The sequence below is a fragment of the Nonomuraea sp. NPDC003754 genome (assembly GCF_053605785.1).
Map to the genome: position 1 here is coordinate 145,850 of NZ_JBSGJX010000016.1, position 24,473 is coordinate 170,322.

Below are 24,473 nucleotides of genomic sequence, written 5' to 3' on the forward strand. Positions count from 1 at the left end.
TATCACGCACCCGGAAGGGCCGCATCACGCTGCCCCCTGGGAAGGGTCGTATCACGCATCCGGAAGGGCCGTATCACGTATCCACCCGGAAGCGCCGCAGCACGCAACCGGAAGGGCCGCATCACGCTGCCACCGGGAAGAGCTGCAGCACGCATCCAGAAGGGGCGCGACACGCGTGTCCTGCGGCGGTGAAGGAACGGGTGTGCCCGGTCAAGAGGCGGGGATGTGCGACATCATGCGTTCCATGCCGTTGATCCAGTTGTCGCGCAGCGCCTCGCCGGCCTGGACGAGATCGCCGGTCATGAGGAGTTCGGCCACGCGGCAGTGTTCGGCCGCCTCGCGTTCGAGGGGCGTCTCGTCGCCGGCGAGCAGGTGGGCGTAGCGGCGCATCCCGGCCTTGACGCTGGTGATGAGGTCCAGCAGCCGCTCGTTGCGGCAGCCGCTCAGCAGCAGGTCGTGCCACTCGTCGTCGTGCCGCTCTATCTCCTGCTGCTCCGCGATCCGGTCGGGGAAGTCGCGGGCCAGCTCGAGCAGCTTGGGGCCGATCTCGCGCAGGTAGGCCGGGTCGGAGCAGTCGAGCGCGAGCGACTCCAGCGCGGCGACGATCTCGCAGAGCTCCCTGAACTCCTTCCTGCTCACCGGGGCGAACCGGAACCCGCGGCCCTGGTTGCTCTCCAGCACGCCTTCACCCGCCAGAGTGATCAGCGCCTCGCGCAGGGGGGTGCGGCTGACGCCCAGGTCGGCGGCCAGCGCGACCTCGTTGATGTCGGTCCCCGCGGCGAAGTCGCCTCGATCGAGCCTGCTCAGCAGCTCTTCCCTGATCTGCTCGCGTAGCGGTCGCCGGTCGATCGGCATATCACTCCTTCGGTTCGGCCCTGATCAGCTTAACCCTTGACGGCATGCAAAATACAGCACTATGAATTCTGTATACAGATTTCGGATGTCCGGAAGGAGCGATCAGTGCGCCTGACCCGAGTGCCGGGACTGCTGTTCGGCGGTGACTACAATCCCGAGCAGTGGCCGGAGGAGGTCTGGGCCGAGGACGTGCGGCTCATGTCCGAGGCCGGGGTCACGATGGCCACCGTCGCGGTTTTCTCCTGGTCAAGGCTGGAGCCCCAACCAGGCGTGTACGAGTTCGGCTGGCTGGACCGGGTCCTCGACCTGCTCCACGAGCACGGGGTGACCGCCGACCTGGCGACCGCCACCGCCACCCCGCCGCCTTGGCTGGTTCGGGAGCATCCGGAAATCATGCCGGTGGACGCCCAGGGGGTGCGGCTGGAGTTCGGGTCCCGGCAGGGGTACTGCCCGAGCTCACCGATCTTCCGTGAGCACGCCGTGCGCCTCGCGACGGCGATGGCCACCCGGTACGCCGATCATCCGGCGCTGGCGATGTGGCACGTGGGCAACGAGTACGCCGACCACACGCTCGAATGCTTCTGCCCCGAGTCGGCCCGGCACTTCCGCGCCTGGCTCGCGGCCCGCTACAGCACGATCGACGCGCTGAACGACGCCTGGGGCACCTCCTGCTGGGGCCAGCACTACACGGGTTTCGGGCAGATCGAGCCGCCCCGCAAGGCGCCCGGGCCGGTCAACCCCGCCCAGCTGCTCGACTGGCGCCGCTTCTGCAGCGACGCCCTGCTGGAGCTGTTCACCGCCGAGCGGGACGCGCTGCGCGAGGTGACGCCCGCCGTACCCGTCACCACGAACTTCATGAGCATCCTGCACGGCCTCGACTACTGGGCGTGGGCCGCGGCCGAGGACCTGGTGAGCGACGACGCCTACCCCGACCCCGCCGACCCGCACTCGCACGTGGCGATCGCCCTCAGCTACGACCTCATGCGCTCGCTCAAGCAGCGCCCCTGGCTGCTGCTGGAGTCGGCGCCCTCGGCGGTGTCGTGGCGCGAGGTCAACGTGGCCAAGCCGCCCGGCATGATGCGCCTGCACAGCCTCCAGGCGGTGGCCCACGGCGCCGACGGGGTGATGTTCTTCCAGTGGCGCCAGGCCAAGTACGGCCCGGAGAAGTTCCACTCGGCCCTCCTCCCGCACGGCGGCACCCGGACGCGCGGCTGGCAGGACACGCTGCGGCTCGGCGCCGACCTGCGGCGACTGGCCGAGGTCGCGGGCACCGCCACGCGCGCCGAGGTGGCGCTGGTCATGGACTGGGACAGCTGGTGGGGCCTGGAGGCGCCGGAGTCGATGCCCTCCAACCGCCTCAAGCTCAAGGATCTGCTGCTGGCCTGGTACGCGCCGCTGCACGCCCGCGGGATCGCGGTCGACCTGGCGCCGCCGGAGCGCGACCTGTCGGCCTACCGCGTCGTGATCGTCCCCAACCTGTACCTGTGCACGGCCGAGCAGGCCAAGGCCCTCGCGTCGGTCACCGGCGAGCTGGTCGTCGGCCCGTTCAGCGGCGTGGTCGACGCCTCCGACCAGGTCCACGACGGCGGCGCCCCCGGCCCGCTGCGCGACCTGCTGGGCGTCGCGATCGACGAGTTCTGGCCGCTGCCCGACGGGACCGCCCAGCCGGTACGGCACGCCGACGGCACCCCCGGCCTCGCCCGCACGTGGGCCGAATGGCCGCGCCTGGTCGGCGACGCCGTCGAGGTGCTGGCCCGCTACGAGGGCGGCGACCTGGACGGCCTGCCCTCCGTCACCCGCAACGGCACCGTCACCTACGTCAGCTGCCTGCTCGACGACGTCACGCCCGTCCTCGACCGGGTGCTTCACGGGGTCGAGGCGATCGACGTCCCCGCGGGCGTGGAGGCCACCCGGCGGGAGAACCACCTCTTCCTGCTCAACCACACCGCCACCCCGCAACAGGTCACCCTCCCGAGGCCGGGCAGGGACCTGCTCACCCAGACCGACCTGCGAGGCACCATCCAACTCGCCCCGCGCGACGCCGTCGTGCTGAGGATCGAAGGAGACACGTGACGCACCCCTACATCCCGAACGCCGAGCCCGGCGTGCGGGCGGAGATGCTCGCCGCCATCGGCGCGGCGAGCGTCGAGGAGTTCTACGCCGACATCCCGGCGGAGCTGCGGCTGGCCAGGCCGCTCGACCTCCCGGAGCCGTTCCCGGCCGAGCGCGACCTCGTGCGCCACATGAAGGGCCTGCTCGACCGCGTCACCGACACCGAGCAGGCGCTGAGCTTCCTCGGGCACGGCTGCTACCCCCACCACGTGCCGGCCGTCTGCGACGAGGTCAACTCCCGCAGCGAGTTCCTGACCGCCTACGCCGGCGAGCCGTACGAGGACCACGGGCGTTTCCAGGCCCTGTTCGAGTACGTCAGCATGATGGGCGAGCTGCTCGAGATGGACGTGGTCAACGTCCCGACCTACGACGGCTTCCAGGCGGCGGGCACGGCCCTGCGCATGGCCTGCCGTTACACCGGGCGCTCGAAGGTGCTCCTCAGCGCGGCCGTCAGCGCCGACAAGCTGAGCAAGCTGCGCGACTTCCTCAGCCCCGACATCGAGATCGTCCTGGCCCCGGTCGGGGACGGCGGCGAGATCTCCGTCTCGGCGTTCGACGACTCCTACGCGGCCGTCTACCTGGAGACGCCCAACGTCTACGGCGTCGTCGAGACCCGCGGACGGGAGCTGGCCGACCTCGCCCACGCCCACGGCGCGCTCCTCGTGGTCGGCGCCGACCCGATCTCGCTCGGGGTGCTGGCCCCGCCGGCCGCCTACGGCGCCGACATCGTCTGCGGCGACATCCAGTCGCTCGGCATGCACCAGAGCTACGGCGGCGGCCACGCCGGCTACATCGCCACCCAGGACCACGAGCCGCTGGTCGCCGAGTTCCCCTCCCGGCTGTTCGGCATCGCGCCCACCAAGGTCCCCGGCGAGTACGGCTTCGGCGACGTCTACTACGACCGCACCTCCTTCGCCCTGCGCGAGGAGGGCAAGGAGTGGGTCGGCACCGCGGCCGCCCTCTGGGGCATCACGGCGGGCGTCTACCTGGCGCTCATGGGGCCGGAGGGCATGCGCGAGCTGGGCGAGACCGTCCTGGCCCGCACCCGCTACGCCATGGACGCCCTCGCCGGATCCGTCACCGTGCTGCACAGGGACGCGATCCACTTCCGCGAGTTCGCCATCGAGGTGCCCTCCAGCCGGGCCCTGCTCGACGGGTTGCGCGCCCGCGGCATCTACGGCGGCGTCGCCCTCGACGACCGCACGGTGCTGGTCTGCGTGACCGAGCGCCACTCCATCGCCGACATCGACCGCCTCGCCGCAGCCGTCCAGGAGGTGCTGTGAACACCGGTGAGTCCTTCGCCGAACTCCCCGTCGCGCCGAAGCCGCCGCTGCGCCGCTTCCACCAGGCCCGCTGGGACGAGCCGATCATCTTCGAGCTGTCGGCCCCCGGCCGCCGCGGCCTGGCCGTGCCGGAGCCGGGCGCGCCGCGCGTGGAGCTGCCCGAGTCCGTACGGCGCGCCGAGCCCCCGAAGCTGCCCGAGATGGCGCAGCTGCACGTGCTGCGGCACTACCTGCGCCTGTCGCAGGAGAACCTCGGCGTCGACCTGAACATCGACGTCGGCCAGGGCACCTGCACGATGAAGTACAGCCCCAAGGTCAACGACAGGTTCGCCGCCGCGATCGCCGAGGTGCACCCGCTGCAGCACGAGGAGACCGTCCAGGGCGTCCTGGAGATCTACTGGCGGCTGGAGCGGATGCTGGCGGAGATCTCCGGCATGTCCAGGGTCTCCCTCCAGCCCGGATCGGGGTCGGCGGCCATCTACGCGAACATCGCCATGATCCGCGCCTACCACGCCGCCAACGGCGAGGGCCACCGCGACCAGGTCATCACCACGATGTTCTCCCACCCGTCGAACGCCGCCTGCGCCAAGACCGCCGGCTACGAAGTGATCACCCTGATGCCGGACGCCGACGGCTACCCCGACATCGAGGCGCTGCGCGCGGCCGTCGGCCCCCGCACCGCCGCCCTGATGATCACCAATCCGGAGGACACCGGTATCTTCAACCCCCGCATCAGGGAGTTCGTCGAGCTGGTGCACGGCGTGGGCGGCCTGGCCTGTTACGACCAGGCCAACGCCAACGGCATCCTCGGCATCACCAGGGCCCGTGACGCCGGGTTCGACCTGTGCCACTTCAACCTGCACAAGACCTTCTCCACGCCGCACGCCTGCGGCGGCCCCGCGGCGGGCGCGTGCGGCGTCTCCGAGGCGCTGGAGCCGTTCCTGCCCGGCCCCGTCGTCAGCTTCGACGGCTCGGCCTACGGCCTGGAGACCCCGTCCCGCTCGATCGGCAAGGTGCGTCCCTTCCTCGGCGTGACCCCCAACATCGTCCGCGCCTACGCCTGGATCATGGCCCTCGGCGGCGAGGGTCTGCGGCAGGTGGCCGAGACGGCCGTGCTCAACAACAACTACCTGATGCACAAGATCCTGCAGATTCCCGGCGCGTCGGCGCCCTGGGACAAGCGGCGCGTCGAGCAGGTGCGCTACTCCTGGCAGGAGCTGTCGGAGGAGACCGGGGTCCACTCGGAGGAGATCGGCGTCAGGGCGGCCGACTTCGGCGTCCACTACTGGACCAGCCACCACCCCTACCTGGTGCCGGAGCCGTTCACGCTGGAGCCCACGGAGTCGTACTCGAAGGAGGACCTGGACGAGTACGCCGCCATCCTGGCCCACGTGGCCGACGAGGCGCGCCGCGACCCCGAGTTCGTCAAGGGCGCGCCGTACAACCAGAGCGTGCACAAGATCGACCCGACGCCGCTCGACGACCCCAAGGAGTGGGCGCCCACCTGGCGCGCCTACGTCCGCAAGCACCTGTCATGACCGCCGGCCTGCCCGCCCCGCGCCCGGCCCGCGCCGCGGTGGTCGGGCTGATCGTGAACCCGGTGGCCGGGCTGGGCGGGGCGGCGGGTCTGAAGGGCAGCGACGGCGCGCGGATCCAGCGTGAGGCCCTGGCCAGGGGCGCGACGCCTCGGGCGGGGGAGCGGGCGGCGCGCGCCGTCCGCGCCCTGCTGGCCCGCCGTCCCGGCACCCGCGTGGTCACGGTGCCGGGTCCGATGGGCGAGGACAGCGCCCGCGCCGCCGGAGCGTCCTTCACCCTGGTACGGCCGGCCCCGGCGGACGCCGGAACGCCGGAAACCGACCTCCCGGCGGGCATCGGAACGCCGGGAGCGGACCTCTCGGCGGGCGCCGGAACGCCGGAGACGGACCTCCCGGTGGGCGTGGCCACCACTGCACGTGACACGCGGCTGGCGGTCGGCGCGCTCGCCGACGTCGACCTGCTGCTGTTCGCCGGCGGCGACGGGACCGCGCGGGACGTGCTCGACGCGGTCGGCGGGCTCGGCGACCAGGCGCCCCCGGTGCTGGGGATCCCGGCGGGGGTGAAGGTCTACTCGGGCTGCTTCGCGGTCAGCCCGGCCGCGGCGGGACTGCTCGCCGCCGACCATCTCTCTGCCGCCGAGGCCGGCCTGCGGCGCGGCGCCGGGACGGCGGTCCCGGCGGACCCGGACCCGGCGGACCCGGACCCGGCGCAATCGGTCCCGGCGGCACCAGGCCCGGCGACACCAGGCCCGGCGACACCAGGCCCGGCGACACCAGGCCCGGACGTACCGGGCACGGTGGAGGCCGAGGTGGTGGATCTCGACGAGGAGCGCTACCGGCAGGGACAGGTGAGCCCGCGCCTCTACGGAATCCTGCGCGTCCCCGCCGCCAGGGCCGGCCTGTCGGGCCGGAAGGCCGGATCCAGCGGGATCGGCCCGGCCACCGTCGAGGGCATCGCGCGGGAGGTCGTGGCCCGCATGCGGCCCGGCGTCCGCTACGTCCTGGGCCCCGGCGCGACCACGCAGGCGGTCGGCCGCGCCCTCGGGCTGGCGACCACGCTGCTCGGGGTGGACGTGGTCGAGTCCGGTGAGACGGGCGTGCTGGTGGCGGGCGACGTCTCCGAGCCGGAACTGCTGGCTCTCGTCGCGGGCCGGGAGGCGGTCGTCGTGCTGTCGGTGATCGGCGGGCAGGGGTTCGTCCTCGGCCGCGGCAACCAGCAGATCTCGCCCCGGGTGCTCGACGCGGTCATCGGGTACGGCGACGCCGCCGCGCGGCGCCTGCTGGTGGTCTCCACCCCGCAGAAGCTGGCCGCGTTGCGGGGCCGGCCACTGCTGGCCGACAGCGGCGACGAGGACCTGGACCGCAAGCTCAGCGGCCACGTCCAGGTGATCACCGGATACCGCGAAAGCACGATTTACCAGATCTGTACAGCAAGTGAGGAGTTCCACGGATGAAGACGCTCGAGGGCAAGGTCGCGATCGTCACAGGCGGTGCCTCGGGCATCGGGCGGGCGACGGCGCTGCTGTTCGCCCGCGAGGGCGCCCAGGTGGTGGTCGCCGACCTCGACGGCCCCGGAGCCGAGGCGACGACCGAGCAGATCGCGGCCGAGGCGGGCGACAAGGCCGCCGTGGCGGTGCGGGCCGACGTGTCGGACCCCGACGACTGCGCACGGATCGTCCGCACCGCCGTCGACACCTTCGGCGGGCTGCACGTGCTGTTCAACAACGCCGGCATCATCCGCCGGACCACCGCCCTGGACCTCGACGTCGAGGAGTGGGACCGCGTCATGGCGGTCAACGTGCGGTCCGTCTTCCTCATGTGCAAGCACGCCATCCCGGCCATGACCGAAGGCGGCTCCGTCATCAACACCGGCTCCGGCTGGGGCCTCAAGGGCGGTGGCAACGCCATCTCCTACTGCGCCTCCAAGGCCGCCGTCGTCAACATGACCAGGGCCCTGGCCATCGACCACGCCAAGGCCGGCATCCGCGTCAACTCGGTGAACCCCGGCGACACCGACACGCCGATGCTGCGCGACGAGGCCCGCCAGCTCGGCGAGGACTGGTCGGCCTTCGAGGCCGACGCGGCCGACCGGCCGATGGGCAGGTCCGGCACCCCGGACGAGATCGCCCAGTCCGTGCTCTTCCTGGCCAGCGACGCCGCCAGCTACATCACCGGATCGGCCCTCGTCGTCGACGGCGGCGGCCTCGCCTGACCCCCCGGGCCCGTCCCCCGGGCCCCGAATCGCCTCACCACCCCCCGAAAAGCCTGAAGGAGCCACCATGAAGCGTGCGCTAGCCCTCCTGGGCGCACTCGCCCTCGCCACCACCGCGTGCAGCGGCAGCGGCGGCGGCAACGTTCCCGGCACGAGCGGCGGCCAGGTCACCGTCCGCTGGTCCACCTGGGGATCGGCCGAGGACGTGAAGCTGTACGAGAAGTTCACCGAGGACTTCCACAAGCGCCACCCCGGCATCCGGCTCAAGATGGAGTCGGTCGCCAAGTACGAGGAGTACCACCCCAAGCTGCTGGCCCAGCTCACCAGCAAGACGGCGCCCGACGTGTTCTTCGTGGGCGACGACAACATCGGCAAGTTCGTCTCCGCCGGCGTGCTCTCCCCGCTCAACGACCAGCTCGCCGGGGCCGACTCCAAGAGCAAGCCGGAGGACTTCTTCGAGGGCGTGTACGGCGGCGCCAAGCGCGACGGGAAGATCTACGGCGTCCCCAACGACACCAACCCCGAGGTCCTCTGGTTCGACAAGCAGGCCCTGAAGGACGCCGGGATCACCGAGGACCCCGCCGCCCTCCACGAGGCCAAGCAGTGGACCATGGCCAAGTACCTGGAGATGAACGCCAAGCTCAAGGCGGCGGGCAAGGCCGGCTCGATCTTCTGGAACTGGTACGGCTCGACGTACTCGATGATCAACGGCTTCGGCGGCAAGGTGTGGGACGGCGGCAAGTTCGTGGCCACCACCGACGCCAAGTCCCGCGAGGCGTTGCAGACGCTGGCCAAGGGCTACCAGGACGAGACCTTCCTCAGCGCCGACACGCTGCCCGACAGCAACGGGCCCAGCACGCAGTTCCTCAAGCACAAGGCCGGCTTCTACGCCGGCGGCCGATGGATGATCGACTCGCTCAGGAAGGGCGGCGACCTCGGCAACTACGACATCGTGCCGTTCCCCTCGCCGACCGGTGAGCCGATGCCCGGCGCGGTCGCCGCCTCCTACCTGGCGATCAACAAGGACACCAAGCTGCCGAAGGAGGCCTTCACCTTCTTCACCGAGTTCGTCGGCAAGGACGGACAGCTGCTGCGGCTCAAGGACGGCGGCGCCGTGCCGTCCATCAAGGGCGCCGAGCAGGTCGTCCTGGGCGACAACTACCCCGCCCACGCCCAGACCTTCCTCGACGTGCGCGACACCGGCTTCGCGAACTATTCCGAGGAGGTGTCCGTGCCCGGCCTCACCGCCGACATCAACGAGCACCTGATGAAGGTGTGGACCGGCAAGGTCGGCTTCGACCAGGGCATGGACGAACTGCAGAAGCTCGTCGAGAGCAAGCTGGGCTAGCCGTGGCCATCGTCACCGAGGCGCGCCCCCGGGCGGCCGCCCGGGGGAAGCAGACCATCAGGAACAGGGACGGCTGGTGGGCCGCGTTCTTCCTCGGGCCGCAGCTCGTCGCGCTGGCCCTGTTCCTGGTCTTCCCGCTCGGCTTCGCCGTCGTGCTGGCCTTCATGCGATGGGACGGGCTCGGCGAGAAGGACTGGGTGGGCCTGGACAACTTCGCCGCCCAGCTGTCCGACCCCGAGTTCGGGCTGGCCGTGTGGAACACGATCAAGCTCGCGCTGCTGACCGTCCCGTTCGGGCTCGCCCTGGCGCTGCTCATCGCGATCGCGCTGAACAGCGTCAAGGGCAGCGGCTTCTACCGCGTGCTGTACTTCATGCCGGTGGTCACCAGCTCGGTGGCCGTCGCGCTGATGTGGCAGATCATCCTGGCCGGCGACGAGTACGGCGTGCTGAACACCTCGCTGCAGCGCTGGTTCGGCATCACCGCGCCCGACTGGCTGCGCGACCCCGGCTGGGTGATCGTGGCCATCGCCGTCGTGACGATCTGGTCGTCCCTCGGCCTCAACGTGGTGATCTTCCTGGCCGGGCTGCAGACCATCCCGCCGCAGATCGTCGAGGCCGCCAGGATGGACGGCGCGGGCAGCCTGCGCATCTTCCGTTCGGTCACCCTGCCCCTGCTCTCGCCCACCATCTTCTTCTCGACGGTGGTCGCGGTGATCAGCTCGTTCCAGGCCTTCGACCAGATCTACGTGCTGGTCAACCCGAAGTACAACGAGGGCGCCCGCACCATCGTCTACCAGGTCTACGAGCTCGGCTTCCAGGACTTCGAGTTCGGCATGAGCAGCGCCGCCTCGCTGATCCTGCTGGTCCTGACGCTGCTGGTGACCCTTGTCCAGTTCGCCGCGCAGAAGCGCCTCGTCCACTACGACACGTGAGGGAGCCCGGATGCGACACCGGCAGGTAGCCCTGCACGCCGCGCTCACCATCGGCGGGCTGGCGATGCTCTTCCCGTTCGTATGGATGCTGCTGACGTCCTTCAAGGGCGTGCGGCAGATGCTCAACAACCCGCTCGACTGGCTGCCCGCCCCGTGGCGGTGGGAGAACTATCCCGACGCGCTGGCGGCGATGCCGTTCGGCACCGCGTACTGGAACAGCTTCTACATCGCCGTGCTCAACGTCGCGCTCACGCTGCTGACGTCGGCCATGGCCGCCTACGCCTTCGCCCGGATCAGGTTCAAGGGTTCAGGCGTGCTGTTCGTGGTGTTCCTGGCCACCCAGATGGTGCCGGTGCAGGTCACGATCGTCCCGCTCTACCTCATGCTGGCGGAGTTCGGGTGGATCGACTCGCACCTGGCGCTGATCGTGCCGACGATCGCGAACCCGTTCGCGGTGTTCCTGCTGCGCCAGTTCATCAGGGCGGTGCCGGTGGAGCTGGAGGAGGCCGCCAGGATCGACGGCGCGGGCCGCTGGCGGTGCTTCTGGAACGTCGTGCTGCCGAACATCCGCCCCGGCCTGGGCGCGCTCGGCATCATCGCCTTCCTCGCCTCGTGGAACTCCTTCTTCTTCCCCCTGATCTTCCTGAACTCGCCGGAGCTGTTCACGGTGCCGCTGCTGCTCAGCCAGTTCTCCGGGGAGCGCACGGCGGTCGACTACGGGCTCATCCTGGCGGGGTCGGCGATCGCGGTCGTGCCGACGCTGATCGCCTTCCTGATCGGCCAGCGGAAGATCATCAATTCGATGGCGGCTTCCGGACTGGGTGGACGCTGATGCTGGATCTGAGAGAACGGCCGTTCACCGACCGGGGCTCCCGGCTGCTGGTGATGGCGGCCGACGACGGCTCCCTGTGGATCGCCAGAGCCCTGTACGAGACCCGGCTGAGCGACACGACCGTCCTCACGGGCCTGCGGGTCCTCGCCGGCGACAGGCAGCTGCCGGTACGGCAGGCGCTGCCGGACCGGATCGACTTCGCCGGCGGCGTGGCGATGGCCTTCGCCGGGCCCGACACCATCGTGCTGACCGGCAGGGACGCGCGGGCGGTGTGGGACGGCGGCGAGGCGGACATCGACGGCTGCCTCGCACTGGTCGGCTCCCCGACCGGCGACGGTCCCGGCGTGCTGGCGGCCGCCGCCGCGCGCTGGCGTGACTGGTTCGCCGCCATGCCGTCCGTGCCGCAGGCGCTGCGCGAACGCGCCGAACAGGCGTGGTGGACGCTCGGGGTGAACCTGGTACCGATCAGGGGCAGGCAGTCGCTGATCCCCTCCAAGTACGGCTACGTCGGCCTGTGGAACTGGGACTCCTACTTCCACGCCATCGCGCTCAGGCACGCCGACCCCGCGCTGGCCAGGGAGCAGATCCGCATCCTGCTCGACAACCAGCGCCCGGACGGCCTCATCCCCGACGTGGTCCACGACCACGGGGTGCTCAGCGAGACCACCGACCTGCCCCGCTCGGACCTGGCCCGCCTGGCCCAGCACGTGGGCGGCGAGCCGGTCCGCGAGGTCGTGCCCGTCACCAAGCCGCCGCTCACCGCCTGGGCGGTGTGGAAGATCCACGAGGTGGACCCGGACCCCGACTTCCTGGCCGAGGTCTTCGAGCCGCTGGTCCGCTCGCAGGAGTGGTGGTTCACCCACTCCGACCCCGACGGCGACGGCCTGGCCGAGTACCTCCACCCGTACTCCTCGGGCCTGGACGACAGCCCCGTCTGGGATCACGGGCCGCGCGCCGAGCCCCCCGATCTCAACTCCTACCTGGCCCTGCAGTACGACCGGCTGGGCGACATCGGCGGCGCGCTCGGCCGCGACCCGTCGCCGTGGCGGGCCAGGGCGCAGGAACTGGTCGACCGCATGGTGGCGCGCCGCTGGACCGGCACGCGGTTCGCCACCAGGGTCGGCGGGCAGGAGGTGGCCGTGCGCACCCCGCTGGAGCTCATGCCGCTGCTGACCGGCAGGCTCCCCTCGGACATCGCCGCCCGGCTCGTGGCGGACCTGCGCTCGCCGAGCTTCTGGGGCGAACGTCCCGTGCCCACCGTCGCCTTCGACGACCCGAGGTTCGACCCCGACGCCATGTGGCGCGGGCCGGTCTGGCTGAACATCAACTACCTGCTGATCGAAGGGCTGCGCCGGTCCGGCCACCCCGGGACGGCCCGCGAGCTGCGGCGGCGCACGCTGGCGATGGTCCGCGACGGCGGCGGCCTCTACGAGTACTGGAACCCGCTGACGGGCCGCAGGGCCGGCCGGGCGACCAGCGGGTTCGGCTGGTCGGCCGCGCTCTTCCTCGACCTGGCCCACGAGGACCTCCTCGATCCGGCCCGCGAGGAGACGGCCGGCGCGGCGCAGTGACCGCACCGGGGGCGCCGTCCCGAGCGGGAGGCGCCCCGCAAGGTCACGCCAGGCCGGCCTCGCGGCGCAGCAGCGCCGCAAGGGCCTCCCCCGAGACGGGCAGGCCCTTGTGCGCGAACCAGGTGGCCACGTTGCGCGCGTCCCGGTCCAGGAAGTCGGGCCCCGTCGGGTGCGCGATCACGTCGACGATCTGCGGCAGGTCGATGATCACCAGCCGGCCCTCGTGCACCAGCAGGTTGTACGGCGAAAGGTCGCCGTGCGCCAGCCCCTCCCCGGCGAGCGTCACCATGGCCGCCACCAGCTGCTCCCACAGATCGTCGAGCCCCTCGTCGACGGTCGCCAGCCGGGGCGCGGCATAGCCGTCGGCGGTGCCGACGAACTCCTCCAGGATCTCGGTGCCGAGGATCTGCACCGGATACGGCACCGGCAAGCCCAGCTTCCACAGCCGCACCAGCGCCGCGAACTCCGCCTGCGCCCACTGCCCGGCGATCACCTGCTTGCCGAACGCGGTCCGCGAGGCCATGGCCCTGCTCGCCCGCGAGTCGCGCATCCGGCGGCCCTCCAGATATCCGGCGTCGCGGTGGAAGAGCCGGTGGTCGTTGGACCGGTAGCGCTTGGCGGCCAGCAGGCACACCCGGTCGGTGTCGGGAACGCCGCGCGAGATGAGATGGACGTCGGCTTCCTTGCCGGTCTTGAGGATGCCGAGCTCGGTGTCGACGGCGGCCAGCTCGGTCACCAGCCAGTCGGGATGCGGCCGGGGGCCGCGCTCGGTCGGGGTGCTGAGATCCCAGGTGGACCAGCGGTCACCGGCGGGCGGCCCGTCGAGGTCCACGGGGTTGTTCTCGAGCCACTCGAGGTCGTCGGCGTCGAGACGGTTCTTCTTCGGCACGGTGGTGTTCTCCTGATGAGAATGCCCACCGGCGCGCGATCAGGTCGGAAGCTGACCGGTGGGGAGGAAACAGGACGCGAAAAACGGCATGCGAACAGTCGTCGTCACGGTTGACCCTCCTTTCGGTCGAAGCTCCGACGAGTGTGCCGGAGCGAAAACCGGCGGCGCAACGTATTTTCGGCCGCCTACCATCGCGGCATGGAAAGGTGCGCGGAGTGCGGCCGGCTGCCGTACGGCGGAGCGCCGGGCTGCGGTCGCTGCCTGGCGCTGGTCGACCGCATCGTCGAGGACGGCTACCAGGCGTTTCTGGCCGAGCAGGGGTTCGAGGACGACCCGGCTCTGGCCGAGATGATCGTCGATGAGATCAAGGGCTACGACTGGCGGGTGGTCGACGCCGCCTTCGATCGCCTGACCTGCGCGCAGTGCGGCAACCGGCGGGGCAGGGGGCCGACCGGCTGCCCGCCGTGCGACCTGGACGAGGGGTTCCGCTACGCCGCCCGCGAGGTGGACCGGCCCGGTGTGGCGCCGCGCAACGAGCACGCCGTGCGGGTGGGCGCCGCCGTCCTGCGCAACGGCCACCGGCACTCGCCGCGGGCCCTGCTCAGCTGGCAGATCAGCTTCCCGCTGGTGATGGGCGGCGCGATGCTCACCACGCCGCAGGCCCAGGCCCTGCGCGCCCGCATCAACAAGGGCGCCGCCTACGAGGAGCTCGCCACCGAACTCGTCACATGACCTGGTCGAGATCGAGGTCGATGTCCACGTCGAACCCGACATAGGTGTGGAGCTTCTCGCGGTGGATGCCGGTGGGGACGTAGGCCTTGACCGCCGGTTCGAGCTCGAAGGTGTAGACGACAGGCCGGTCGTCTTCGAGTTCGATCCGCCAGAAGTACTTGATGCCCGCGTCGGAGTACTTGATGGGCTTGGTCTGCCGGTCGCGATCTCGGGATTCGTCCGAAACCACCTCGACGACCAAGTGGACGTCTTCCCGCTTGAACGATGTGACGTTGCCGACGATCGCCGATCTGTTGACGACGAGGACGTCCGGCTCGGGGCGCTGGCGCAGGCCAAGAGTGACGCTCATCTCTCGGGCGACCGCAAGATGAGCGGGCGGCCTGATACCCAGCTGCCGGTCTCTGAGCAGGTCGATCACGAGCATATGGCGGTAGGTCTGCGGCGACATCATGACGAGGGACCCATCGATCAGCTCGACGTGCTTGGGCGCGTCGGGGGGGAGACGATCGAGCATGTCAGCGGTCCACCCGCCTGGAGGACCCGGCCAGAACCACTCGGGAAGTGCGGTGGTCATCGGGTACCTCCTCCGGGGGGATCACGCGACGGATCCATGATGACACAGTCGGTGACCGTCAGGTCTGGTCTCGGCGCTCCTGCAGGGTCTTGCGGTAGAGCTCGTCGATCTCGTCCAGCGGGTCGACCGTGCGGCGGCGCGACTCGATCTCCAGCTCGGTGCGGGCGTGCAGCTCGTCGATGCCGGTGCCGGCGTGGTGGACCTGGCTGTCGAGCAGATCGGCCCTGATCCTGGCGCACATGGCGGTCAGCTTGGCCTGGTGCTCGCGCAGCCGGTCGAGCGTGACGTGGTCGATGTACGGCGACACGCGGCGCTGCTGGGCGTAGATCCCGAGCTGGGTGTCGTGCACGTCGGCCTGGCGCGACAGCTCGCCCATCAAGTGCGGCAGGTCGCCGAGGCTCCAGCCCTGCTGCGTCGCCGCGTCGATCGCCTGGCGGGTCATGGAGACCTCCCGGCGCAGGTCGAGGCGGAGCCGCTCGACCTCGGCCGCGTCGCCCACGCCCATGGCGTTGACGTGGGTGGCCAGGCGGGCGGTGACCTGCCGGGCCGACCGGCTGGCCCGCTTGCCGACCTTGACCAGGGCGTAGACGGCCACACCCGCGAGCGCCAGGAAGATCAGGACGATCGCGAGCAGGATCAGAAGGAATGTGCTGATTGGAGGGACCTCCCGTCCGGCCTTTACCTGAGAGGATAAGCGATCCCTGGCGGCCGGGCGCGGCTCGTTCGGAGGCGGCGACGGACGTGCGGGCGCCAGGGCGGGGGCACGTCGCCCGCACGTCGTCCCGTCGAAGGCTAGGGGCCGGGCCGGGTCTTGGGATCAGCCTGCCGGGTGAGATCGTCTCACCTCCTCGACGGACTGCGCACCTTCCTGAACAGCCGCCACGCGAGCACCGCCATCCCGATCATCAGGAACAGCACCAGAACCGGCAGGAAGATGGCGACCAGGCTCACGCCCAGCGAACCGGCGTCCTCCACCGTGCTGGCCACGGGGCCGCCCAGCCCTCCGGTGGTGGCGTTGACGACCGGCCTGGCCGTGGACTTCAGCACGTGCACGGCCAGCGCGGTCACGATGCCGATCAGCCACCCGGCCCACGGGTGCTCCGCCATCCAGGTGGAGTTGTCGAACTCGGCGGCGGCCGCCGTGGCGCTGAAGACCACGCCGCCGGACGCGGGCCGTATCGCGGTCTGGATGGCGTCGTTGACGCTGTCGACGACCGGCACCTTGTCCAGCACGAACTCGGCGAGCAGCAGCACCGCGATGATCGCCAGCACCCACCAGTCGGTCAGCCACGCGTAGCCGTCGGGCAGTTTGACCGCGTCCGTGATGTTGGCCAGCACCCCGACGACCAGCAGCGGGATGTAGGCGTTGAGCCCGGCCGCGGTGCTCAGGCCCAGACCGGTCAGTGCTGCGAGCATGGTGTTCCCCGTCCTGTACGGCCGGCACCCCACAGCCCGCCGCGGTCATTGCGTGACCCTCCGTCCTTCACGCTAACGCCGGCCGAACCGCGGTGCTCGCCATGGCGTCGCACCCGACGCCGGATCTTCCCCGTACTGTGACCCGTGACCCGTGACCCGCGGGCCTGTGGCGCCTGCGGCCCGTGACCCGCGGTCTGCGGCCGTGGTTTGCGGCCCGTGGTCTGCGGCCCGTGACACCTGACCCGTGGCGCGTGGCCTGCGGTCTGTCTGCGGGCCGTGGCCCGGTCAGCCGGTGATGGCCGACAGCCGTTCGACGGCCGCGGCGAACTCCTCCATCATCTCGTGCACCACCCTGCGGGCCGGCTTCACCTGGTCCAGCTGCCCCACCACCTGGCCGACGAAGTAGTTCGCCAGCTCCACCGCCCCAGGCTCGCCCCGTTCCGCGGCCCGTACCACGTGCGCCATCGCCGACTCGGCCAGCAGCATCTGCGAGGGCATCCCCAGCGGTCCCGGGCTGTCCTCGCCGCCGTCCCAGGCGGCCGTCCACGCCGAGGCCAGCTGACGGGCCGGCTTGCCCGTGCGCGAACGGGACCTGACGGTGTCGAGCGACGAGGCCGCCAGCATCTTGCGCTTCACCGACGGCGGCGTCTCGGCCTCCTCCGTGGTCAGCCATACCGACCCGCACCACACGCCCTGCGCGCCCAGCGCCATCGCCGCCGCCATCTGCCGTCCCGACGCGATGCCGCCCGCCGCCAGCACGGGCACCGGGTCCACGGCGTCCACGACCTGCGGCACCAGCACCATGGTGGCGATCTCACCAGTGTGGCCGCCGGCCTCGGTGCCCTGCGCGACGATGAGGTCGGCGCCCGCCGCCACCTGCCTGCGCGCGTGCTCGACGGTGCCCACCAGCGCGGCGACGGGCACGCCTGCGTCCCTGGCCATGGACACCATCGGCGGCGGAGGCGGCCCGAGCGCGCTGGCGATCAGGCCGATCCTGTGCTTGAGCGCCACCTCGACCAGTTCGGTGGCACCCCTCGCGGTGACGCGCTCGCCGAGCCCGCCCACCGGGCCCGCGTACGGCACGCCGTACCGCTGGAGCAGGTCGGCGGTGAAGGCGAGGTGAGCCGGAGGGATGGCCGGGCGCGGACCCTCGGTCCTGCCGGGAACGAGCACGTCGACCCCGTAGGGGCGGCCGCGGACCTGGGCGTCGAGCCGGCTCAGCTCGGTCTCGAGCTGCTCGGCGGTGTAGGCGACGGCGCCCAGGACGCCGAAACCGCCTGCGTTGGTGACCGCGGCGACCACGTCGCGGCAGTGGCTGAAGGCGAACAGGGGGAACTCGACGCCGAGGCGTTCACAGATCGCGGTCCGCATGACGTGACGCTAACCCCGGGGCCGGGCGGCTGCCAGAACCTCCGAGCACGGGCAGCCGGCAGAACCCCCGCCCCGGCTCCCTGCGGGTGGTGCGGCGGGCGGGGTCAGGCGGTGGCCTGGCGGTCGAGCGGGGTGACGCCGGGCGGGTGCCAGCCGAGCTCGGGCGTGTAGCTCCTGACCAGCTTGGCCGGAACCCCCGCGATCACGCTGTGGTCGGGGAACTGCCCCCGCACCACCGCGCCGCCCGCCACCACGCACTGCCGTCCGATCCTGGTGCCCGGCAGGATGATGGCGCCGGTGCCCAGCCACGACCCGGCGCCGATCGAGACCGGATTGTTGCGCGGCCACTGCCGGCCGATCGGCGTCTCCGGGTCGTCGTAGACGTGGTTCTGGTCGGTGATGTAGACGTAGGGGCCGGTGAAGACGTGCTCGCCGATGTCGATCGACTGGTGGGCGACGATGTGGCTGCCCCTGCCGATCGAGCAGCTCCCGCCGATCCGCAGGATGGAGGCGGGGCCGAGGTCCACGCCGGGGCCCATGCCGCACGACAGCGAGACCCGCTCCCCGATGAGCGTGTGGTCACCGATCTCGATCCACCGCTCGCCGAAGATGGCGCCCACCGGGAAGGCGATGCTGACGCCCTCGCCGAGCCTGCCGAAACGGTACCCGGCGGGGGTGGCGGGCGTGATCGCTCCCGCGGCGCGGATGGCGGCGTAGGCGCGGTGAACGAGGGAGCCGACCGCCCGCCGTACAAGTGACATAGGGCCCAAAGTTACTCTCTGGTACGCCGTTAGGGCATGTCGGGGCGCCGTTTGATATCCTGAGAGCCCGTGGACGTCAACGCCACACCTCGAGCCACGGGAGACTTCTTGCGCAGCGCATCGCAAACCAAGCATCTGTTCGTCACCGGCGGTGTCGCCTCCAGTCTCGGCAAGGGACTCACGGCCTCCAGCCTGGGCCGCCTGCTGAAGGCCCGTGGGCTGCGGGTCACCATGCAGAAGCTCGACCCCTACCTCAATGTCGACCCCGGCACGATGAACCCCTTCCAGCACGGAGAGGTCTTCGTCACCGACGACGGCTCTGAGACCGACCTCGACGTCGGCCACTACGAGCGCTTCCTCGACACCGACCTGCACGGCTCGGCCAACGTCACGACCGGTCAGGTCTACTCCAACGTCATCGCCAAGGAGCGGCGCGGCGAGTACCTCGGCGACACCGTCCAGGTCATCCCGCACATCACCAACGAGATCAAGGACCGCATCCGCGGCATGGCCGGTCCCGACGTGGACGTGGTCATCACCGAGGTCGGCGGCACCGTCGGCGACATCGAGTCGCTGCCCTTCCTGGAGTCGGTGCGCCAGATCAGGCACGAGGTCGGCCGCGACAACGTCTTCTTCCTGCACGTCTCGCTGCTGCCGTACATCGGGCCGAGCGGCGAGCTGAAGACCAAGCCGACCCAGCACAGCGTGGCCGCGCTGCGCAGCATCGGTATCCAGCCCGACGCGATCGTGCTGCGCTCCGACCGCCCCGTCCACACCTCCATCAAGCGCAAGATCAGCCTGATGTGCGACGTCGACGAGGACGCCGTGGTCAGCGCCGTCGACGCCGCCTCCATCTACGACATCCCCAAGGTGCTCCACTCCGAGGGCCTCGACGCCTACGTCGTGCGCCGCCTCGGCCTGCCATTCCGTGACGTCGACTGGAAGGAGTGGGAGCAGCTGCTGCGCCGCGTCCACCGTCCGGCCAAGGAGGTCACGGTCGCGCTCGTCGGCAAGTACATCGACCTGCCCGACGCCTACCTGAGCGTCACCGAGGCGCTGCGCGCCGGTGGTTTCGCCAACGACAGCCGCGTCAACATCCGCTGGGTCAAGTCCGACGACTGCGAGAGCGAGGAGGGCGCGGCCCGCGAGCTCGACGGCGTCGACGGCGTGCTCATCCCCGGCGGGTTCGGCGTGCGCGGCATCGAGGGCAAGATCGGCGCCATCCGCCACGCCCGCGAGAAGAAGATCCCGCTGCTCGGCATCTGCCTCGGCATGCAGGGCATGGTCATCGAGGCCGCCCGCAACCTGGCCGGCGTCGATGACGCCAACTCCGCCGAGTTCGACCCCGACACCAAGCACCCGGTCATCTCCACCATGGCCGACCAGGAGGACGTCGTCGCCGGCGAGCGCGACATGGGCGGCACCATGCGCCTTGGCCTCTACACCGCCAAGCTCGGCGAGGGCACGCTGGCCCGCCAGCTCTACGGCGGCAAGGCCAAGGCCGACGAGCGCCACCGCCACCGCTACGAGGTCAACAACGCCTACCGCGAGCAGCTGGAGAAGGTCGGCCTGGTCTTCTCCGGGCTGTCGCCCGACGGCCGCCTGGTGGAGTACACCGAGCTGCCCGTCGAGCAGCACCCCTTCTTCATCGGCACGCAGGCCCACCCCGAGTTCCGCTCGCGGCCGACCCGCGCCCACCCGCTGTTCAAGGGCCTCATCTCGGCCTCGCTCGCCTACGCGGCGGGCCGCTCGCCCAAGGCGGCAGGCAAGTGAGCTCCGACGCCGGCCTGCCCGTGGCCGACTCTCCCGAGGAGTGGCCGGTCGTCGACTCGCGGGAGCACTTCAGGGGATACGTGATCGGCGTGCGCACCGACACCGTGCGCATGCCGCGCGACGAGGTCGCCCAGCGTGACTACGTCGTCCACCCCGGCTCGGTGGCGGTCCTCGCGCTCGACGCCGACGAGCGCGTCCTGCTGATCAGGCAGTACCGGCACCCGACGCGCCGCCTGCTGTGGGAGCTGCCCGCGGGCCTGCGCGACGTCGAGGGCGAGCCGCTGGTCGCCACCGCCGCGCGCGAGCTGGCCGAGGAGGCGGGCTACAAGGCCGACACCTGGCACACGCTCGTCGACCTCTACACCTCGCCCGGCATGTCCGACGAGCGCATCCGCGTCTTCCTGGCCAGGGACCTGTCCGAGACGGAGATCGACTTCGAACGCCGCCACGAGGAGTTCGACATGCCGGTCCAGTGGGTCCCGCTCGCCGAAGCGGTCGAGAAGACGCTCGAGGGAATGATCCACAATTCCCCGGCCGTGGCCGGTATCCTCGCCGCATATGCGGCGTCGGCCGACGGATTCGCCCACTTGCGGCCCGCCGACGCACCGGAGGCGTGACGGGAGGATCATCCGTGGAGGCAGTGCTCTCCAGCTACCTCGCCCATCTGGCGGTGGAGCGGGGCCTGGCTGCCAACACGCTGGCCTCCTACCGCAGAGACCTGCGCCGCTACGTCGACCACCTGCGGTCGCGCGGCCGGGTCTCGCTGGGCGAGGTGGGCGAGGCCGACGTCCTCGCCTTCCTCGCCGCGCTCCGCGAGGGCGACGGCGAGCACCCGGCCCTGGTGGCCAGCTCGGCGGCGCGCGCCGTCTCGGCCGTGCGCGGCCTGCACAGGTTCGCCTTGCGCGAAGGCGTCACCGGCCACGATCCCGCCCACGAGGTGCGCCCGCCCCGCCAGCTGCGCCGCCTGCCCAAGGCGATCGGCGTCGCCGAGGTCGAGCGGCTCATCGCCGCCTCCGGGCCCGACGGCGCGCCGCTGACCCTCCGCAACCGCGCCCTCCTGGAGCTCCTGTACGGCACGGGCGCCCGCATCTCCGAGGCCGTCGGCCTGGCTCTCGACGACCTCGAGGACGACCAGGTACGGCTGCGCGGCAAGGGCGGGCGCACCCGCGTCGTGCCCGTCGGCCGCTTCGCCAGGGAAGCGCTCGACGCCTACCTGGTGCGGGCCAGGCCGTCCCTGCTCGGCCACGGCAGAGGCACGCCGGCCGTCTTCCTCAACGCCCGCGGCGGCCGCCTCACCAGGCAGGGCGCCTGGGAGGTGCTGCAGGCCGCCGCCGAGCGGGCCTGCCTGGAAGGGATCTCTCCGCACGTCTTGCGGCATTCGTTCGCGACCCACCTGCTCGACGGCGGCGCGGACGTTAGGGTGGTCCAGGAACTGCTCGGCCACGCCTCGGTGACGACCACCCAGGTCTACACGCTGGTGACGGTCGACAAGCTCCGCGAGGTCTACGCCGCCGCGCACCCCCGTGCCCGCCGGTGATCTATAGTCTTTGCGTCGTGCGGTAAGTCGGCGTGCCTTCTTGCCGCCTAAGTGCTGACGCCATAGTGTCCGTCCGGACGGTCCGGTTCGGGACCGTCAGGGAGGTTCGAGCTGGTGACTGTGACCGCCAACGGTTCGACCCCGGGGACCCCTGAGAACCCCTGGGGCGACACGAAGACCGACACGACCGCCAAGGGCGTGAATCTCGGCCCCACCGGGCGGCCGCGCCCGGTGTTCCCCGAGCCGGTGCCGCGCGAGACGCACGGCCCCGCGCGGGTGGTCGCGATGGTCAACCAGAAGGGCGGGGTCGGCAAGACCACCACCACGATCAACCTGGGCGCCGCGCTCGTCGAGTGCGGGCTGAAGGTCCTGCTGGTCGACTTCGACCCGCAGGGCGCCCTGTCGATCGGCCTGGGCATCAACCCGCTCCAGCTCGACCTGACGGTCTACAACATGCTCATGGAGCGCGACGTCGCCGCCGAGGACGTGCTGCTCCAGACCGGGGTCGAGGGCCTCGACCTGCTGCCGTGCAACATCGACCTGTCGGCGGCCGAAGTCCAGCTCGTCACCGAGGTGGCCCGCGAGCAGGTGCTGGGGCGCGTGCTCAAGCCGCTGCTGCCCTTCTACGACGTGTGCCTGATCGACTGCCAGCCCTCGCTCGGCCTGCTCACGGTCAACGCGCTCACCTGCGCCCACGGCGTCATGGTGCCGCTGGAGTGCGAGTTCTTCGCCCTGCGCGGTGTCGCCCTGCTCATGGACACCATCGCCAAGGTGCAGGAGCGGCTCAACGACGAGCTCGAGATCGAGGGCCTGCTGGCCACCATGTACGACGCCCGCACCCTGCACGGCCGCGAGGTGCTCGCCCGCGTCGTGGAGGCCTTCGGCGACAAGGTGTTCCACACGGTCATCAACAGGACCGTCCGCTTCCCCGACGCGACCGTCGCGGGTGAGCCGATCACCACCTTCGACCCGTCCTCGCTGGGCGCCAACGCCTACCGCGAGCTGGCCAGAGAGGTGCTCTCGCGCTGGCAGCAGCCTGCGACAATGGCCAGGTGACCGCGACCTCCCCCACACGCTCCGGGCAGGGGCGGCAGTCCCCGCCCGGGAAGGCCGGCCCAGCCGGCGGTCAGGGCGACGAGCGGCCGCAAGGTTTCCAGGTGCACCTCGACGTCTTCGAGGGCCCCTTCGACCTGCTGCTCGGGCTGATCTCCAAGCACAAGCTCGACATCACCGAAGTCTCGCTGTCGAAGGTGACGGACGAGTTCATCGCCTACATCAGGTCCAAGGGCCCCGAGTGGGACCTCGACCAGACCAGCCACTTCCTGCTGGTCGCCGCCACGCTGCTCGACCTCAAGGCGGCCCGGCTGCTGCCGACCGGCGAGGTCGAGGACGAGGAGGACCTCGCGCTGCTGGAGGCGCGCGACCTGCTGTTCGCCAGGCTGCTGCAGTACAAGGCCTACAAGGAGGTCGCCAAGGTCTTCTCCGGGCTGATGGCGGAGGAGTCGCTGCGGTTCCCGCGGGCCGTACCGATGGAGCCGCAGTTCGCCAACCTGCTGCCGGAGCTGGTCCTCGGCATCGGGCCCGAGCAGCTGGCGCGCATCGCTGCCAAGGCGTTCACGCCCAAGCTGCCGCCCACCGTCGGCGTCGGGCACATCTACCAACCGCTGGCCAGCGTCAGGGACCAAGCCGCTATCCTTGTGCGGCGGTTGCGGCACCTGCGCACGGCCACGTTCAGGACGCTGGTCGCCGACTGCGAGGGCACCTTCGAGGTGATCGCCCGCTTTCTGGCCGTGCTGGAGCTGTTCAGGGAGTCGGCTGTCAGCTTCGAACAGGTGGAGCCCCTCGGCGATCTGCACGTGACCTGGACGGGAGCCGACGACGGAGACGTCGCGGTGGGCGACGACTACGAAGAGAGCGCGGAGAAGGCTGCTGATGAGTGAGTTCCGGGCTCCCAGGGGCCCGTCGCCGTCCGAGCGTCGGGCCGACGGCTCGCCGGCGCCCCGGCGCGAGCGTCCGCGCGGGGCCGCGTGGGCGGGCCTGCCGGGTTCGGGCGCTTTCGGCGCCGACCTCGAGGACGCTCCGGCGGACCCAGCGGCCGCCTCCCCCATGGACGACCCCGCCCCGCAGACGGCGGCGCCGGACGCGCCGGAGCCGCAGGCAGCGCGGGCCGAGCCGGAGCCTGCCGAGGTCCAGGGCGGGCCTGACCTGCCGGGGGTGTCCGCTGAGCGGGACGTCCCGGCGGGGCTGGTCGAGCCGGATCGTACGGGCGGGCAGGATTCGTCGGTCCTTCCGGTCGCGCGGGCCACGTCGGACTTTCCGGCCGGGCCGGTCGAATCCAGCCCTCCGGCGACGCAGGTCAGGCCGGGCCTTCCCGCGGCACGGGTCGCGCCCGGCCTCCTGGGGGCCGCGCACGTTCCCGGGGGGCACACCGGTTCCGAGGATGGCGCGCCCGCCGCTCCGGAGGCCGAGCGCATGGCGGTCGCGGCCGAGCTCGCCGCTCAGGGTGTCGACTTCGCCGCTCCGGATGTCGAGTCCGGCGCTCCGGGTGCCGAGCTAGCCGCTCCGGAGACGGCCGTGGGCGCGGCGGCGGATGAGTTCGCCGCTGCGGAGGTCGGGGATGTGGCTGCGGGGGAGTCCGGTGCCGTTCGGGGTGCCGGCCGTGACGGCGGGGAGACGAGCCCGGGTACGGGTTCGTCCGGCCTGGTCGGGTCGCCGGCCGATGACCCGCCCCGCCCGGACG

22 protein-coding genes are annotated in these 24,473 nt (G+C 71.3%); 15 read left to right on the forward strand and 7 right to left on the reverse strand.

All coding sequences use genetic code 11. The annotated features are described in order from the left end of the window. Positions 1–210: 210 nt before the first annotated feature. Entirely contained in the window at positions 211–855 is a 645-nt protein-coding gene (locus ACWEVS_RS21405) for a GntR family transcriptional regulator (RefSeq protein WP_452552930.1), read from the reverse strand. 105 nt (positions 856–960) lie between these two features. Between ACWEVS_RS21405 and ACWEVS_RS21410 the strand changes: the two genes are divergently transcribed. From ACWEVS_RS21410 to ACWEVS_RS21450, 9 genes are all read left to right on the forward strand, one after another. After that, positions 961–2,928, forward strand: coding sequence for a beta-galactosidase (locus tag ACWEVS_RS21410; protein ID WP_452552932.1), 1,968 nt, complete (start codon positions 961–963; stop codon positions 2,926–2,928). Next, a complete protein-coding gene (gene gcvPA / locus ACWEVS_RS21415) occupies positions 2,925–4,250 on the forward strand; it encodes an aminomethyl-transferring glycine dehydrogenase subunit GcvPA (protein WP_449920819.1) in 1,326 nt (441 codons plus the stop codon). Before ACWEVS_RS21410 ends, gcvPA begins: the two co-directional genes overlap by 4 nt. After that, complete coding sequence (gcvPB, locus tag ACWEVS_RS21420) at positions 4,247–5,788, forward strand: aminomethyl-transferring glycine dehydrogenase subunit GcvPB (protein WP_449920817.1); 1,542 nt, start codon at positions 4,247–4,249, stop codon at positions 5,786–5,788. The genes gcvPA and gcvPB overlap by 4 nt, the downstream gene beginning before the upstream one ends. Continuing rightward, on the forward strand, positions 5,785–7,239 hold the full coding sequence (locus ACWEVS_RS21425) for an ATP-NAD kinase family protein (RefSeq protein WP_452552934.1): 1,455 nt from the start codon (positions 5,785–5,787) through the stop codon (positions 7,237–7,239). Before gcvPB ends, ACWEVS_RS21425 begins: the two co-directional genes overlap by 4 nt. After that, positions 7,236–7,997, forward strand: a complete 762-nt coding sequence (locus ACWEVS_RS21430) for an SDR family NAD(P)-dependent oxidoreductase (RefSeq protein WP_452415630.1) — start codon at positions 7,236–7,238, stop codon at positions 7,995–7,997. The genes ACWEVS_RS21425 and ACWEVS_RS21430 overlap by 4 nt, the downstream gene beginning before the upstream one ends. Positions 7,998–8,064: 67 nt before the next feature. Continuing rightward, the gene (locus ACWEVS_RS21435) at positions 8,065–9,345 is read left to right on the forward strand and encodes an ABC transporter substrate-binding protein (RefSeq protein ID WP_452552936.1); all 1,281 of its coding nucleotides are present in this window, start codon (positions 8,065–8,067) and stop codon (positions 9,343–9,345) included. Positions 9,346–9,347: 2 nt separating this feature from the next. Continuing rightward, positions 9,348–10,277 carry a carbohydrate ABC transporter permease gene (locus ACWEVS_RS21440; RefSeq protein WP_449920812.1) on the forward strand — a complete coding sequence of 310 codons (930 nt, stop codon included), beginning with the start codon at positions 9,348–9,350 and terminating at the stop codon, positions 10,275–10,277. A gap of 10 nt (positions 10,278–10,287) precedes the next feature. Then, complete coding sequence (locus ACWEVS_RS21445; protein ID WP_449920809.1) at positions 10,288–11,109, forward strand: carbohydrate ABC transporter permease; 822 nt, start codon at positions 10,288–10,290, stop codon at positions 11,107–11,109. Then, positions 11,109–12,680, forward strand: coding sequence for an amylo-alpha-1,6-glucosidase (locus tag ACWEVS_RS21450; protein ID WP_452552938.1), 1,572 nt, complete (start codon positions 11,109–11,111; stop codon positions 12,678–12,680). The genes ACWEVS_RS21445 and ACWEVS_RS21450 overlap by 1 nt, the downstream gene beginning before the upstream one ends. Before the next feature lie 43 nt (positions 12,681–12,723). Here the strand turns inward: ACWEVS_RS21450 and ACWEVS_RS21455 are convergent, their stop codons facing one another. Continuing rightward, a complete protein-coding gene (locus ACWEVS_RS21455; RefSeq protein WP_452552940.1) occupies positions 12,724–13,569 on the reverse strand; it encodes a serine protein kinase RIO in 846 nt (281 codons plus the stop codon). Positions 13,570–13,767: 198 nt separating this feature from the next. On the opposite strand from ACWEVS_RS21455, the gene ACWEVS_RS21460 reads away from it, so the two are divergent. After that, positions 13,768–14,301, forward strand: coding sequence for a hypothetical protein (locus tag ACWEVS_RS21460; protein ID WP_452552942.1), 534 nt, complete (start codon positions 13,768–13,770; stop codon positions 14,299–14,301). Here ACWEVS_RS21460 and ACWEVS_RS21465 read toward each other — a convergent pair. The 5 genes from ACWEVS_RS21465 to ACWEVS_RS21485 form a co-directional block, all read right to left on the reverse strand. Next, on the reverse strand, positions 14,294–14,815 hold the full coding sequence (locus ACWEVS_RS21465; RefSeq protein ID WP_452552944.1) for a Uma2 family endonuclease: 522 nt from the start codon (positions 14,813–14,815) through the stop codon (positions 14,294–14,296). The genes ACWEVS_RS21460 and ACWEVS_RS21465 overlap by 8 nt on opposite strands. Positions 14,816–14,933: 118 nt before the next feature. Continuing rightward, on the reverse strand, positions 14,934–15,470 hold the full coding sequence (locus ACWEVS_RS21470) for a hypothetical protein (protein WP_449920797.1): 537 nt from the start codon (positions 15,468–15,470) through the stop codon (positions 14,934–14,936). A 245-nt stretch (positions 15,471–15,715) separates the two neighbouring features. Continuing rightward, entirely contained in the window at positions 15,716–16,291 is a 576-nt protein-coding gene (locus tag ACWEVS_RS21475; RefSeq protein WP_354910617.1) for a DUF4126 domain-containing protein, read from the reverse strand. A 285-nt stretch (positions 16,292–16,576) separates the two neighbouring features. Continuing rightward, entirely contained in the window at positions 16,577–17,662 is a 1,086-nt protein-coding gene (locus ACWEVS_RS21480) for an NAD(P)H-dependent flavin oxidoreductase (RefSeq protein ID WP_449920794.1), read from the reverse strand. Positions 17,663–17,766: 104 nt separating this feature from the next. Continuing rightward, complete coding sequence (locus ACWEVS_RS21485; RefSeq protein WP_449920792.1) at positions 17,767–18,423, reverse strand: acyltransferase; 657 nt, start codon at positions 18,421–18,423, stop codon at positions 17,767–17,769. Between the two features lie 108 nt (positions 18,424–18,531). On the opposite strand from ACWEVS_RS21485, the gene ACWEVS_RS21490 reads away from it, so the two are divergent. The 5 genes from ACWEVS_RS21490 (at position 18,532) to ACWEVS_RS21510 (ending at position 23,673) form a co-directional block, all read left to right on the forward strand. Next, complete coding sequence (locus ACWEVS_RS21490; protein ID WP_354910623.1) at positions 18,532–20,196, forward strand: CTP synthase; 1,665 nt, start codon at positions 18,532–18,534, stop codon at positions 20,194–20,196. After that, positions 20,193–20,813: an NUDIX hydrolase gene (locus tag ACWEVS_RS21495; RefSeq protein ID WP_354910625.1), complete on the forward strand. Its 621-nt coding sequence runs from the start codon at positions 20,193–20,195 to the stop codon at positions 20,811–20,813. The genes ACWEVS_RS21490 and ACWEVS_RS21495 overlap by 4 nt, the downstream gene beginning before the upstream one ends. A 14-nt stretch (positions 20,814–20,827) precedes the next feature. After that, on the forward strand, positions 20,828–21,733 hold the full coding sequence (locus ACWEVS_RS21500) for a site-specific tyrosine recombinase XerD (RefSeq protein WP_449920786.1): 906 nt from the start codon (positions 20,828–20,830) through the stop codon (positions 21,731–21,733). Positions 21,734–21,847: 114 nt separating this feature from the next. Then, complete coding sequence (locus ACWEVS_RS21505) at positions 21,848–22,789, forward strand: ParA family protein (RefSeq protein ID WP_449920784.1); 942 nt, start codon at positions 21,848–21,850, stop codon at positions 22,787–22,789. Positions 22,790–22,890: 101 nt separating this feature from the next. Then, on the forward strand, positions 22,891–23,673 hold the full coding sequence (locus ACWEVS_RS21510) for a segregation and condensation protein A (protein WP_354910999.1): 783 nt from the start codon (positions 22,891–22,893) through the stop codon (positions 23,671–23,673). Positions 23,674–24,473 lie beyond the last annotated feature (800 nt).